The 13,223-nt window shown below is 36.5% G+C and carries 14 protein-coding genes and 1 pseudogene; 11 read left to right on the top strand and 4 right to left on the bottom strand.

What is annotated here, in order from left to right; all coding sequences use genetic code 11:
• Positions 1–26 precede the first annotated feature (26 nt).
• From tssD to AYC65_RS06625, 10 genes are all read left to right on the top strand, one after another.
• Positions 27–434: a type VI secretion system tube protein TssD gene (gene tssD / locus AYC65_RS06670; RefSeq protein ID WP_034867178.1), complete on the top strand. Its 408-nt coding sequence runs from the start codon at positions 27–29 to the stop codon at positions 432–434.
• 169 nt (positions 435–603) lie between these two features.
• A complete protein-coding gene (locus AYC65_RS06665; protein WP_078674548.1) occupies positions 604–2,826 on the top strand; it encodes a type VI secretion system Vgr family protein in 2,223 nt (740 codons plus the stop codon).
• Between the two features lie 2 nt (positions 2,827–2,828).
• On the top strand, positions 2,829–3,671 hold the full coding sequence (locus tag AYC65_RS06660) for a hypothetical protein (protein ID WP_034867180.1): 843 nt from the start codon (positions 2,829–2,831) through the stop codon (positions 3,669–3,671).
• Positions 3,652–3,927 carry a hypothetical protein gene (locus tag AYC65_RS06655; protein WP_034867183.1) on the top strand — a complete coding sequence of 92 codons (276 nt, stop codon included), beginning with the start codon at positions 3,652–3,654 and terminating at the stop codon, positions 3,925–3,927. The genes AYC65_RS06660 and AYC65_RS06655 overlap by 20 nt, the downstream gene beginning before the upstream one ends.
• 12 nt (positions 3,928–3,939) lie before the next feature.
• Complete coding sequence (locus tag AYC65_RS06650; protein WP_052114606.1) at positions 3,940–5,526, top strand: polymorphic toxin type 15 domain-containing protein; 1,587 nt, start codon at positions 3,940–3,942, stop codon at positions 5,524–5,526.
• 21 nt (positions 5,527–5,547) lie between these two features.
• Complete coding sequence (locus AYC65_RS06645; protein WP_034867185.1) at positions 5,548–6,153, top strand: GAD-like domain-containing protein; 606 nt, start codon at positions 5,548–5,550, stop codon at positions 6,151–6,153.
• 60 nt (positions 6,154–6,213) lie between these two features.
• On the top strand, positions 6,214–6,558 hold the full coding sequence (locus tag AYC65_RS06640; RefSeq protein WP_034867186.1) for a hypothetical protein: 345 nt from the start codon (positions 6,214–6,216) through the stop codon (positions 6,556–6,558).
• Positions 6,559–6,672: 114 nt separating this feature from the next.
• A complete protein-coding gene (locus AYC65_RS06635; RefSeq protein WP_052114607.1) occupies positions 6,673–6,990 on the top strand; it encodes an immunity protein YezG family protein in 318 nt (105 codons plus the stop codon).
• 308 nt (positions 6,991–7,298) lie between these two features.
• The gene (locus AYC65_RS06630) at positions 7,299–8,396 is read left to right on the top strand and encodes a sensor histidine kinase (protein WP_078674549.1); all 1,098 of its coding nucleotides are present in this window, start codon (positions 7,299–7,301) and stop codon (positions 8,394–8,396) included.
• A 7-nt stretch (positions 8,397–8,403) separates the two neighbouring features.
• A complete protein-coding gene (locus AYC65_RS06625; protein ID WP_034867191.1) occupies positions 8,404–9,165 on the top strand; it encodes a LytR/AlgR family response regulator transcription factor in 762 nt (253 codons plus the stop codon).
• 81 nt (positions 9,166–9,246) lie between these two features.
• Here the strand turns inward: AYC65_RS06625 and AYC65_RS06620 are convergent, their stop codons facing one another.
• From AYC65_RS06620 to AYC65_RS06605, 4 genes and pseudogenes are all read right to left on the bottom strand, one after another.
• Positions 9,247–9,879 carry an MgtC/SapB family protein gene (locus tag AYC65_RS06620; RefSeq protein ID WP_052114608.1) on the bottom strand — a complete coding sequence of 211 codons (633 nt, stop codon included), beginning with the start codon at positions 9,877–9,879 and terminating at the stop codon, positions 9,247–9,249.
• Positions 9,880–10,000: 121 nt separating this feature from the next.
• Positions 10,001–10,238: pseudogene (locus AYC65_RS06615) on the bottom strand (transporter suffix domain-containing protein); the annotation flags it as partial.
• The gene (locus AYC65_RS06610; RefSeq protein WP_034867195.1) at positions 10,235–11,062 is read right to left on the bottom strand and encodes a universal stress protein; all 828 of its coding nucleotides are present in this window, start codon (positions 11,060–11,062) and stop codon (positions 10,235–10,237) included. The gene AYC65_RS06610 and the pseudogene AYC65_RS06615, both read right to left, overlap by 4 nt.
• A 78-nt stretch (positions 11,063–11,140) precedes the next feature.
• On the bottom strand, positions 11,141–11,725 hold the full coding sequence (locus tag AYC65_RS06605; RefSeq protein WP_034867196.1) for a porin family protein: 585 nt from the start codon (positions 11,723–11,725) through the stop codon (positions 11,141–11,143).
• Positions 11,726–12,068: 343 nt separating this feature from the next.
• Here AYC65_RS06605 and AYC65_RS06600 point away from each other — a divergent pair, with 343 nt between their 5' ends.
• A complete protein-coding gene (locus AYC65_RS06600; RefSeq protein ID WP_034867199.1) occupies positions 12,069–13,196 on the top strand; it encodes an efflux RND transporter periplasmic adaptor subunit in 1,128 nt (375 codons plus the stop codon).
• Positions 13,197–13,223: the final 27 nt, after the last annotated feature.

The following is a 13,223-nucleotide window of genomic DNA, read 5'->3' as shown; positions in this document are numbered from 1 at the left end:
TTTTAACAATTAAATTCTTAGAAATCATGGCTGCAAACAATTCAAGAGCTATCTTAAAATTCAACAACGGTACTGACCAAAAAGTATTAAAACTTAACTACAGCGTAGCACGTTCTACTGACGTTTCAGGTAGAGTTGCTTCTGATCCTTCTAACGCGATTATCAAAATCACTGTAGAAGCAACTGAAAAATCTGACATCATCGAATCTTTATTGAATGGTAAATACAAACCAACTACAGGTGAGGTTACATTCAACAAATCTCATGAGGAAGGAACTCTTATCAAACTTAACTGGGAAAACGGATATGTAATCCAGCACGAAGTTGACTTTGATGCTATCGACAGCAACAACATGTTGGTGAGCTTCGTTATCAGCGCTGAAAAAATCACTTATGGTGGTGGTGCTTACGATGGTATCTGGCCAGGTAACTAAAATATAAATTCTGATATGAATTTTTAACTAATAGCGCATTGTTAGCAGTGCGCTATTTTGCCTTTTTTTATTTGAGTAAGAAAAATAACGCTTTAGACGTTATATATACAAGGAGATAATTTTTATCCTGATTTACACCTACTTAATACAAACACCAAATGATACAATCATGTTTAAGGAAGAAAATAATAAAAAGAATATTATATCATCTAATAGCTCAAAGGGAAAAGGAATTAATCCGGATTCTTTAAAAGATGGCGTTGGAAAAGAAATAGCTGAAAAAGCTGGTGAGCAATTATCACAAATAAATTCCAAAGTTGGAAAAACGTTAGGTAAAGCCGCCAATGGAATCTCTGAAGCAGGTAATTACGCTAAAATGCGTGGCTCCAAAACAGCCTTGCTAGGGGAACAAACCGATAACTTATGGGGAAAACAACCCACATCAAAAATTCATAATGTAGAAGCTTTTCCCCAAAGTGCTATACAGGGAATTAACCGGGTCGTAAAGCTACTCGTTGTAATCAATGGTGAAGTTATCCAGAATTTTAAACATTTCAAACTCACCCAAAGTGCTTCCAAGCACCATACTTTCAGTCTTATGCTTCCTCATGATGCAGTGCAGGAGGCAGAAAGCTATCAACTGGAATTTGTCCAAAAATTTTTAGGAAAACGTCTTACAGTAGTTTTCAGGTACAAAGATGTTGAAGACGGACCAGAAAGAACATTCGTAGGAGTTATCACAGAAGTAGGATTCAGTCAGGAAAAAGGCAGCCTTGGAGATATTGTAGTAGAGGGATCCAGTCCAACAGCTTTACTGGATGCAGCTCCACATACCCAAAGTTTTGGTGGTCCACAACCTATAAGCCTTAATAGTATTGCAGATTATGTTATAAAGCAAGGAATCAATCCGGGGCTTTATGATTTTCGTATCGCTGCAAAATATGGAAATCTGGATTATAGCGCACAATACGAAGAAACACATTATAACTATTTATCCCGTATGGCGGAGGCCCATGGAGAACAGTTTTTTTATGATGGGGAAGTACTGCATTTTGGTGAACTCCCACCACAGGAAAAACCTATTACTCTAAAATACGGTAGCAATATAAACGATATAAAAATAAAAATGAGGGCTCAGCATGTAAATCCTTCATTTTATGGATATAACAGCAGCAAAAATGAAAAATTAACTACCGGAAAATCGGTAATAGATCATAAATCTGACATTGCTAAACGCGCCTATAATATTTCCGAACAAACCTTTACAACACCAGCATTAAGGCTGGCGCCTATAAAAGCATCTACCTCTATGGATATCAATGCTTCCCAGAAAGGCACAGCAGGAAGCAAAGCAGTAGATGTATTCATAACATCCGGAACAACGACAGTTCCATTTCTCTATCCTGGCTGTATTGCCAATATAGAAATGAGAAAATCCGGAAAAACTGAAACTTCTTATTTTACCAAGCTAATGATCACTGAGGTCTCACATGAAGTAGATGCCAGAGGTTATTACAATGGTTATTTCGAAGCTATTGCTGCAGATACAGGTTTTATTCCAAGACCTGAATTTAAAATGCCAAAATCTGAGGCGCAGGTCGCAAAAGTAATTTCCAATACCGATCCTCTGAATCAGGGGCGGGTGCAGGTGCAATTCGATTGGCAGGAGGGAAGTGATACAACAAACTGGATCAGAGTAATGACGCCAGATGCAGGAGGAAGTGATAAAGTAAGCAAAAACAGAGGCTTCATGTCTATCCCTGAAGTTGGAGACCAGGTAATGATAGGTTTCCAGCATCAATTACCCGACAGACCTTTTGTAATGGGATCTATGTTCCACGGTCAAGTTGGCGGTGGCGGCGGTCAGGGAAATAATGTTAAAAGTTTGAGTAGTAAAAGTGGCAATAAGCTAGAGCTGCACGATGGGGAAGGTTCTGTATTCCTAACCGATAAAGGTGGTGCAAATATGAAATTCGATGGGGCCGGAAATGCAACAACTAATACCAATACCAATCATACCGTAAATGCAGGCAGCAATAGTGTTATTAACGCTGGTGCTGCAAGTGCAATTAATGTAGGAGGTAAAGAAGGAGGAGGTGCAAACTCCATGTTGTCTATGAATAGCGCCGGAGAAATAACTCTAGAATGTGATACTACTATTACTATAAAAACGGGAAGCAGCTCCATTACCCTGACTACAGGTGGTGATATTACAATTGAAGGATTGAACATAAAAGTTATTGGAAGTGATACCACCGAACTAGGAAAGTCAGGAGCTAATCCGGGAATTAAAATAGATGCCGATATTAAAAGCAATGCTGCTAATATAAAATCTACATCTTCCGGCCCAACAAATATTACAGGAGCCGATGTAGAAATTAATAAAGGGTAATTATGCAAATTAATATCGAAAACAGAGGCGAATATCGGACATATGCTTTTATAAGAGAAGAACGCTATCAGTTTCAGGGTCTCCATAATGAAAATTATATTGAAGCTCAGCTAAAAGTAACCTTAGTCTCTTATGATAATAATATTCCAGTTTTTAGAGTTGAAATGCCCTTTTATAAGCAATCCAATAAAGACGGAATGTATAAATGGGTAGGAGATCTTTATGAGCTGAGAGAAAATATAATATGTACTCTAAATGAGGATGGACAATTAGGAAATATTCAGAACCTGGAAGATATCCAGGAAAAATGGAAAGAAATAAAGCCTAAGGTTGTTCTAAAACACCGAGACGAAAAATACAGAGATTTTTTTATAAAAGGAGTAGAAGAGCTTCTGCAAGACGGTGAGCGCCTTGCACATGCACTCCGCTTTACTATGCCTTATCAACTTCTTTTTCCTGGGATTCATTTTAAAGAATTTAAAAAAAATCAAATTACAAATGGCTATCGTGAGCTGCCCAATTTTATTGCAACGAAAAATGTACCCATAATCACGGAAGAGAAAATTTCAGAGCTAGAAAATGGGAAATATCAAATCGATGTAAAAGGAAACATTGATGAAAAAAATTTTGAGCAAGATAAAGTAACAGCGATGATACGTATTCTGAAAAACAGACCACGCGTACCAACTCTTTTAGAACTAAATTATATAGAGCGTTATCTTTTGGAAGAATGGCCCTGGTCCGAACAAAGTATGTGTATGTCTTTGGCTCAGATTCCCGGTACATTATACAGAGAGGAAAAAAATATTTTAAAAGCAATTACTCATGACAATTCAGCTAATTGATATTGTATTCCAAAATGACCGTTATTATCTACTTTTTGACGATAATAATGCTTTGGATATTAGTACAAATACAAATGAGTGGTATGTTTTTGCTGATGATGAATACCTATGTAACATAAGTGAGTGCAATATTTCTGAAGCTTTAAAAATTCCGGGCAAAATTATTTTGGAAACCAAAATAAATCTGAACAAACTGGAAAACCGTTTCAGAAAAATGAAAAGTGTGAAAATAACCTCAGACAAAATTAACACCTAAAACAATCGCATTATGGCAAAAAAATATGTACCCGAAGGTGCTTTTTTAGCATGCGACAAAGGAACCAGCCCTTCAACTCTGAGGGTAAGCAACAATAAAAACACAACAATATATGGAGTACCCATGGCTTCGGAACTGGATTTCATTCCTTTCTTTAATATCAAGCCAATGGGACTTTGTACCAACCCTCTAAAATGGGCAACAGGAGTCTCATGTCTTCCAACAATTGTTACCGGCTGGCAGCAACCAAAAGACGGGGTAAAAATAAATGGAAGCAGAATGCTCTTGGAAGATTCCTTTTGTGATTGTATTTTTGGAGGAAAGATTAATATATTTTTTGATCGATCTGCAGCCGTACAATTTGGTGTAGGTGAGGGCAAAATGCCAACCGATTATATAAAGGAAGGTTTTGACTGGCTTGCGGAGCAGGAAAAACAAAATAGAAAAGCAAGAGATCAGTTTTTACCAGACTGGATGAAGCCAGTAACCGGTGCTGTAGATTGGTTTAATGATTTAGGATCAGGCTTAGTTGAAGGAGCTGTAAATGGCGTTGTTGGTTTAGGAGAAACTATTTATCAGGTTGGTCAGGATCCTATAGGAACTGGCGAGGCCTTATGGAAAATGGGATCGGATGCCGTAGACTGGGCTAGTAAAGGTGAAAACTGGACCAATATGGCAAATGATTCCTGGAATTGGGCCAGCAATGGTGATAATTGGGGAAAAGCTATATCCGACGGAGCTCAATGGGTTCAGAAGAATCCAAGAGAATTAGGAAATGCTGTAGGTCAGTTTATTCCTGATGCTGCTGCAGCCGTTTATTCAGGAGGCTCCTCTCTTGGAGTTTCAGCTGCAAAAGTAGCAGGGAAAGAAGCTTTAGAAGTAGGTACCAAAACAGCACTGAAAGAGGGAGTAGAAGCTGCCGCTAAAAAGGGAGCTAAAGAAGCTGTAGAAGAAGGCACAGAAAAAGCAGCTAAAGAGGGGCTTGAAGCTGCCAGCAAAAGAACAACAGCAGAAGTTATGGAACAACTCGCAAAGCATGATGGTGGAGACATTGCTAAGGTTGTTACGAAGCCTGCTCCGAAAAAAGCAAACCCTCCTTTCAAAATTAGTGATAAACACGCTGGTGATGTGAAACTTGAAGCTGAGTTTAAAAAACAACTACAAGATCAGCAAGATGCAATCAATAAAATGAAAACTAGAGATTGGTTGCAGAATCGAGAAGATTTTGTCAAAAGAGATAAAAAGGATTATGCAAAAAGGGCAAAAGAAGCGCGGGATAATTACAGACAACAAGAAATAGCAAAGAGAATAGAAGATAATATTGTTAACAAAAAAATGTCTCCTCAAGCAGCTGAAGAGGCAGCAAAAGAATCAATGAAAGGACAGGCCGCCCTACATAATCCCGATGGAATAGCTGGAGGGAAGGTAGATCAAATTACCGGAATGGGAGATGGCCGAGTAAATTCATCCATTGGTAGTCAATGGGATAAAGGCAGAGCAAAATCTATAGAAGACCAATTAAAAAAAGAATTTGGTATACCACCAAAAAAAATCAGTGATATTCCCGATGATGAAATAATGAATGTAGATTTATTTTAACTTTAAATAAAAAAATATAAAATGGAAAGATTAACATTTGAAGAAAAAAACATAAATAATTACAAAAAACAAAGCGATGTATCTTCTGGTATCATAAATAAATTTACGGATATCCTTCCAAATGAATTGATAAATATCTGGAAGACTATGGGATTTGGTATTTATGAAGATGGTTTTCTTCAATTGATAAATCCTGATGAGTTCGAGTTTGTATTCGATTATATTGATAAGCTTTTAGAGCCATCGATTGTTTTTGGATACACTGCACTTGGGGATTTATTAATATGGGAGGGAAATAAAAACTGGACTATCTCTGAAGATGAAGGGAATAGAGTGAAAATAATAAATATTAGAAAGTGCCAGAGCCGTGCATTAAATTCAATGCAAGGAACTTTAGATGTCTTTTTTGATGAATATTTTATAGGCCATAAAGACTACTTTGATTCCAAAGCATTTTTAGAAATTAAAGGAAAAATGCCAAAATTAGAATATGGTCAATGTTACGGTTATGTTCCAGCATTATCTTTAGGTGGGAAAGCTTCAAATAATAACTTACAGATTGTAGATGTAAAATCGTATATAGAGGTGATTGGTCAGTCTGTAGGTAAGATTATTGACTTAGGTTAGTATCTGTAACTTACAAACCATTAAAAGCATCTTGTTGTCCAGTTTTTAAAAACTAAAAATATGACAGTTGACGAGATTTATTTATTAATAGCTCAAAATATTGCAAACAGTATCCAAAGTGAGGACTGGAGCAAAGTTACTCTAAATATTCAGGGAGATGACACCTATGTTGACACAACAGGTGAGTATTTAGATTCCAATAATACTGCCCAATCATTGGATGTACATAATTTCGATGCAGATGTTGATTTTGCAATAATGGAACTCCATGAGATCACTACAGAAGGAGGTAATAACAAATGGGATAAAGCTATTTTCACATTAACATCAGACGGAGATTTTGATATGGAGTTTATTTGGGATCAGGAATTACAAAATGAAATTGATCGACTTTCTAAAGAATAACAAACATTTATTACAATCGAAAATAATCTAAACCAAATATTATCCTCCACAATAGATAATATACCAACAGACCAATGGGATAACTTTTCTCTTAATATTTGCGCATTAAATAAAATGATTGCTATAAAAGCATTTTATGAGGCAGAAGGAAAGTTTATATCTTTTGACCCGGAGGAAAATGGAAATGATATTACGATGAAAATTAAGACTTTGAGAGAAGAAATGTATAAAACATCACCTAATAAGGGAGCTTGGTATATGGCTATGTTTACAGTTATGAATGATGGTCATTTTGATTCTTCTTTCGATTATGACAATAAACCTGAATTCAAATATGAACCGAGTAAAGACAAATTTTTAGATGATCTAAATGTATTTCCAAGACAGGAAGAATTAACACCTGACTGGCTGAAGGAAATAGTTAAGTCTTAGATCTAAGCAACTCATATTCATTCATTAATAAAATAAAACCTTCTGGAATCAGGAGGTTTTACTTTTCACTCTTAAACCCAGGAATTCGGCAATCGGCTTATCAGAAGCCGTATCCTAAAATTTCGGTTGTCAATAATAGAAGATTAACCACTTTTTCTTCTTATTTTCGTTTCATAAGCCAATTTATAAGATTCGGGAGCTCATAATGACGATTGGGTTATCAATCGTTCAAAAACTATCCAAAAATCACGAAATTTGTTGCTGAAAATTATGTTTAAAAGTCTCTGAAGAGTTGAGGCATCTGAAGTATGAAAAGAACAAACGAAGTCTTTTTTAAAAACCACTGGAAACGGGTATTAATTATCCTGCCGGCATTTGTAATATTGTACCTGATTGGTTACATTATGGATCCCTTTTCGGAATATGCCAGAACATTTTTTCACAGGGATATATCAGAGATATTAACAGACTTTGGTATTACATTAATCTTCTGTACGATTGTCTGTGAAATCAGTATCCTGATTAGCAACTGGCTGGATCACAAATTACCATGGATAGAGCATTCGAGAAAAAGATTTGTAATAGAAACCCTGCTGAACTTTGTCGCTGTACTTGGTATATTATTTATAATTTTCTCAATTTATTCTTACTATGTACTGGAAGCTGGCATGCATTCAGTTCTTACTGATTCCAAATACATACAGGAGACCAGAGAAATTATGCAGCAATTTCTCATTACACTAATGGTGACATTCTTAGTAATGGTGATCAATACCGGAAACAGTATTTTATTGAAATGGAAAAATACCGCTGTAAGAGCAGCAGAATCTGACAGAATAGCAATGGAAGCGGAACTGCAATCTTTAAAATTACAGCTGGATCCTCATTTCGTATTCAACAATTTAAGCGTTCTGTCCGAACTGATTCTGAGAGATCAACAATTGGGCTATGAATATGCTGAAAATTTCACGAAGATCTACCGGTACATGCTCGTAAATTCAAAGAAAAATGTTATACATCTGGAGGAAGAAATAAAATTTCTGAATGCCTATATTTTTCTGTTAAAGCAACGGGTAGGTGAGGGCCTGATATTCGAAATTGATATAGACCGCAAGCAGTATTTAAACAGCCTTCCGCCACTAACGCTGCAATTACTGGTAGAAAATGCTATGAAGCATAATAAAACTTCCAAAATTAATCCTTTGCATTTAAGAATTTATAGTAACAGCGAACATAGCATTGTTATTGAAAACAATTTCAACCCGCTGGAAACCAATACTCCTTCCTCTGGAATCGGATTGGAAAATATAGCCCGAAGATACCGTTTGCTGGGTGCTGTAAAGCCTGAAATTTTTCAGGATGATAAAATATTTAAAGTAACTGTTCCTTTAATCGAATTAAAATAATAAGTATATGAATATTTTAATTATAGAAGACGAAAGACCTAATGCTGAAAGGCTGAGAAGATTAATCCAGGGGATAAAACCACAGGCTAATATACTGAGTGTGCTGGAAAGCGTTAGCGAAAGTGTTGAATGGCTGGAAACCCATGAAAGGCCAGATCTTATTATGATGGATATTAAGCTTTCAGATGGACTAAGCTTCGAAATTTTTGATAAAACCCAGCTGGTAGATATTCCTATTATCTTCACAACAGCTTATGATGAATATGCTATAAAGGCCTTCAAGCAATATAGTATAGATTATTTACTAAAACCTGTTGATAAAGACGAACTGGCTATGGCTTTCGAAAAGTATGACCAGCTTGATATCATGGTGAATAAAGCAACTAATCCTTCTATTGAAAAATTGCTGGATGAGTTTCGTCCTAAAAATTTCCGGACACGCTTTCTATTGTCATACAGGGATGGTTTCAAAACTGTAATGGTGAGTGATGTGCTTTATTTCTATTCGGAACAGAAGATAACCAAGGCCAGACTTGCAGACGGGACAGACGAAATTATTCCACATACAATGGATGAACTGGAGCAACAACTTGACCCCAAGTTATTCTTCCGGGCTAACAGACAGTTTATTATTTGTATAAATGCTGTTGAACATGTTTATAATTACTTTAATAATAAACTTAAAGTGGCTATGAGAAAGAATACTGATGTAGAAATTATTGTAAGTAGAGATAAAGCTCCCTTACTTAAAAACTGGATGGGATATTAATAATAATACGAGTATATACTTAAATAATAAAACCGCTGCCTGATAAGCAACGGTTTATATTTTTGATATAAACACATGTATTTAGAGCACCAGCTCTGTAATAGACGCATCATTCAACAGAACTTTTGAGCAAACCTTATGATTTTTCGCGGCTCCCTGCACCCGCCAGGTTACTGTAAACAAATCTCCTTGTTTGATCTGCTTACCCAACATTGGTCTTAGATGGTGTTCACGGAAAATAGCTTCGTACCTTTCTATTGCTTCATCATTATAAGGAATTGTAATCCGGTATGTATGGAGCGAACTTATTTTATCTATTATATTCTGAACATACTTTAAGCTTATCAGTAGTATAACAACTACAGCCATTCCATATCCTGCTTCAGTATAATATCCTGCACCTATTGTCATACCAAGAGCTGCGCAAATCCAAATGGTAACAGCAGTTGTAAGTCCGGACACTCTGTTTTCTTCTTTAAAAATGACACCTGCACCCACAAAGCCTATTCCGGTAATAATATTAGCAGCAATACGATCCGGGCTTCCCGGAGCACCAAGACTTCTGGACAACATTGTAAACATACACGACCCTAGTGTTACAAGAATCATTGTACGAAGACCTGCCGCTTTCAGCTGATATTCTCTTTCTATTCCGATAATACCACCCACAAATACGGAGGCTATTATTAACAGAATTTCGTAATCAATTTCCATGAATTATTTTTTCTTTAAAATTAATAAATAGATTTTCAGATGTAGAATATATGTTACAAATTATTTATTCCCGTCAGGAATAGCAATCCCGGATATAGAATAAATATCCGGGATCTTTTTAATTATTTTTTTGATTTAAAAAATCGGCCAACTGCTTTTTTTATATTTTCCCAATATTCTTTTCCTAATAAAGCTATTGCAATAACAAATATTATTTCTCCAATAACAACCAATGCTGAGATGATCCATGCTTTATGCGGAATATCCATAAATGGTAATATCGGAACTGCCATCCAATACAACAATACAAAGCCTAACAGGATTAAACCGGTTTTCTTTCTTATATTTTGATTTGTCATACGTCAACAGGTATCGATAATAACGGGATATTGCTACCCGAAGCCATAATACTGGTTTTACTTCTGTGTATAACCGATTCCCAAAAACCATATTTATGAGGTACCATCACAAGCAAATCTGCCTGTGTATTCTCTATTTCATCTTTTATAGCAGCTACTACATTATCGGAAAGTACATTTTTATAATAATGACTGATACCCGCCAGTCCGTTATCCATATTGAGCTTTCGTTCCTTTACAGCATCATCTGTCTGTAGCTTTTTTAAGACAGACTCAACTGTGAATATTTCTATCTGAGCTCCAAATACAGAAGCAAAATCACGAAGTTTATCAGGAAATTCTCCAGATATATCTTTATCAAAATCACATGCATAAAGTATATTATTCACCGGTGTATAATGCAGATTTTCAGGAACTGCCAATACAGGAATCTTCAGACGATGAATAACCTTAGTTGTTGTATTTCCCATTAGCTGCTGTTCAAGGCTTTTATCACTCATACCCATTACCAGGATATCTGCCTTCCAGGTTTCAGCACATGCAGAAAGTTCTGTATAGATATCACCAGATGCAAAGTGCCGGATTACTTTAATACCAAAGGTCTGGGATAGGGCATAAGCACTATCTTCAAAATTGTCTTTGGCTTTCTGAAATATATTATCCATAGACTCTACGGAAAGTCTTGCATTTAAAGCATGGATAGATATATTATGCAAATGAAATAGGACAAGCTCTATATTATGCTTGGCGGCGGCTTCAGCAGCATAGAGCATAGCATTTTGCCCTGCTGCTGAATAATCTGTTGCTACAATTATTCTGTTCATATCAAAAAATGTTTGTATTAATATACGAAATCCCCGGCAGAACTAGCCGGCCAGGGATCTCTATCTATGGAATTTCAATTACTTACCAATTGGAATGGCATATCCCAGAGAAAATATAAATCCACGGTTTTTAATGCTTTCTCCTTTTACATCAGAGATATTGCTTAGCCCTAGATTGTATCGTCCGTCTACAATTAGTTTACCTGGTCCTGCCGGTATTGCGGCTCCCAATCCCATTTGCAACCCAAAGTCAACACTTTTTGTTTTACCCAAAGCTTCCTTTACTTTATTACTCTGTCCCAAACGGAAACCAATAGAAGGCCCTGCATTTACATATACCGGTCCAAAGCTGTATTTTAATAATACCGGTATTTCCAGATAATTCAGGTTGTAGTTTGTCTTGCTGGCTCCTGCAGGCTTAAATGCAACTCCTTTTTGTATATAGTTAAGTTCCGGCTGAATAGAAAAACCATCTTTTCCTATAGGAATATTAACACCTAAACCTGCCTGAAAACCTACTTTAGATTTTTCACCACCAATACTTTTTATGGATTGTGTCGCTACATTAATACCAGCTTTAGGAATTAATTCAATACTTTGTGCACTTACACTAATTGCCCCAATTCCAAATGTGAATGCTACCGCTAATAATACTTTTTTCATTGTTTCTAATTTTTTCTTGATTAAAACTGAAGCAAATCTACATTCGATGGTAATGGAAAATATCTGTTATTTTACCGAAACGGAAATAGTTACTTCCCAAACGTAATCCTGTACAACTGAAGCGTAACATCGTATATCAGACAATGAAATTCGTAAACACTACACGCTGAAATACAACCATTTAAAGCGAAAAATCCAGTACTAACAGATAATAAAAACAGCTGCTAATCTTTTCGGTCGGGTCTCTTTACATTTCAGAGGCCAATATTTCCGTTTCAGTCAGATAATCGAATCCGTGCTTTTAAATGATAGCTTCCTTTGCAGCAAATTAAATGTCAGAGATATGATTACAAAAATGAGAAAACCAAGCTCTTTAATATTGGCTGTAGCAGCAGCGATGTTTCTTTCATCGTGCGGACAGAGTAGTCCCGGTTCTGCAGCCGGAGAATTACCTGCACCGGAAACAGACTTTGTTACCCTTATTCAGGGAACAGGGGATACACAAAAAGAATACCCTGGTAATATTGAGGGTATTGTAAATGTTGACGTAAAGCCTCAGGTAACCGGATATTTACAGGCTGTATTAGTAAAAGAAGGGCAGTATGTACAAAAAGGACAGCCTTTATTCAGAATAATGCCGGATGTCTATAATGAACAGGTAAAAAATAGTGATGCCGGATTAAAATCCGCGCTTGCAGCTCAGGCAACAGCCAGACTGGAAGTTGAAAAACTACGTCCTCTTGTAGACGGGAAAGTGGTTTCCGATATGCAGCTAAAAACAGCTCAGGCCAATTATAATGCAGCTACAGCTCAGGTAGAACAGGCAAAAGCAGCATTGGGATCTTCAAAGATCAATGCTAATTTCACACTTATAAAGGCACCTGTAAGCGGTTATATCGGTCGCATTCCTAATCGTACAGGTACATTGGTATCACCTGCAGATACAGTAGCACTGACAACACTTTCAGACATCAGTACAGTACAGGTTTATTTCTCAATAAGCGAAGCTAATTATATCACTTACAGCAAAGAAGGAATTTTATCAGGAGATTCAGCTAATATCCAGCTGATCCTTGCAGACGGATCGGTATACAACCAAAAAGGCAGAGTAGAAGCGGGTAGTGGTAATATAGATAAAGTAACAGGGAGTATTACCATGAAAGCTGTTTTCCCTAATCCTGATAAACTACTGCGTTCCGGTGGTGCCGGAAAAATTGTGATCGGCAGAACGGTAGACAATATTGTAGAGCTTCCGATAACAAGTGTAAAAGACATTCAGGATAAATTCTTTGTATTCAAGCTTGCTGACAGTAGCAAAGTTGCAATGGTACCCATCCAGATCGACGGAAAAACCAAGGATACTTATTATGTAAAATCGGGAGTAAAAGCAGGGGACAAAATTGCACTAAACAGAATCGATATGCTACAGGACGGGATGAAGGTACAGCCAAAGAAAGCACCTGCAAAATAACCCGCAGAGAATAATTACATATTAAAA

Origin of the sequence: Elizabethkingia bruuniana (assembly GCF_002024805.1) — a bacterium.
In the GTDB taxonomy this organism is placed as follows: Bacteria; Bacteroidota; Bacteroidia; order Flavobacteriales; family Weeksellaceae; genus Elizabethkingia; species Elizabethkingia bruuniana.
Note: the sequence above shows the minus strand (reverse complement) of the source record. Positions and strands in the feature narration are given on the sequence as shown.

What these genes read in the sequence shown, in the direction of transcription:
- tssD (WP_034867178.1), top strand. Translation starts at nt 27, where the DNA reads ATGGCTGCAAACAATTCAAGAGCTATCTTAAAATTCAACAACGGTACT.
- AYC65_RS06665 (WP_078674548.1), top strand. Translation starts at nt 604, where the DNA reads ATGTTTAAGGAAGAAAATAATAAAAAGAATATTATATCATCTAATAGC.
- AYC65_RS06660 (WP_034867180.1), top strand. Translation starts at nt 2,829, where the DNA reads ATGCAAATTAATATCGAAAACAGAGGCGAATATCGGACATATGCTTTT.
- AYC65_RS06655 (WP_034867183.1), top strand. Translation starts at nt 3,652, where the DNA reads ATGACAATTCAGCTAATTGATATTGTATTCCAAAATGACCGTTATTAT.
- AYC65_RS06650 (WP_052114606.1), top strand. Translation starts at nt 3,940, where the DNA reads ATGGCAAAAAAATATGTACCCGAAGGTGCTTTTTTAGCATGCGACAAA.
- AYC65_RS06645 (WP_034867185.1), top strand. Translation starts at nt 5,548, where the DNA reads ATGGAAAGATTAACATTTGAAGAAAAAAACATAAATAATTACAAAAAA.
- AYC65_RS06640 (WP_034867186.1), top strand. Translation starts at nt 6,214, where the DNA reads ATGACAGTTGACGAGATTTATTTATTAATAGCTCAAAATATTGCAAAC.
- AYC65_RS06635 (WP_052114607.1), top strand. Translation starts at nt 6,673, where the DNA reads ATGATTGCTATAAAAGCATTTTATGAGGCAGAAGGAAAGTTTATATCT.
- AYC65_RS06630 (WP_078674549.1), top strand. Translation starts at nt 7,299, where the DNA reads ATGAAAAGAACAAACGAAGTCTTTTTTAAAAACCACTGGAAACGGGTA.
- AYC65_RS06625 (WP_034867191.1), top strand. Translation starts at nt 8,404, where the DNA reads ATGAATATTTTAATTATAGAAGACGAAAGACCTAATGCTGAAAGGCTG.
- AYC65_RS06620 (WP_052114608.1), bottom strand. Translation starts at nt 9,879, where the DNA reads ATGGAAATTGATTACGAAATTCTGTTAATAATAGCCTCCGTATTTGTG.
- AYC65_RS06610 (WP_034867195.1), bottom strand. Translation starts at nt 11,062, where the DNA reads ATGAACAGAATAATTGTAGCAACAGATTATTCAGCAGCAGGGCAAAAT.
- AYC65_RS06605 (WP_034867196.1), bottom strand. Translation starts at nt 11,725, where the DNA reads ATGAAAAAAGTATTATTAGCGGTAGCATTCACATTTGGAATTGGGGCA.
- AYC65_RS06600 (WP_034867199.1), top strand. Translation starts at nt 12,069, where the DNA reads ATGATTACAAAAATGAGAAAACCAAGCTCTTTAATATTGGCTGTAGCA.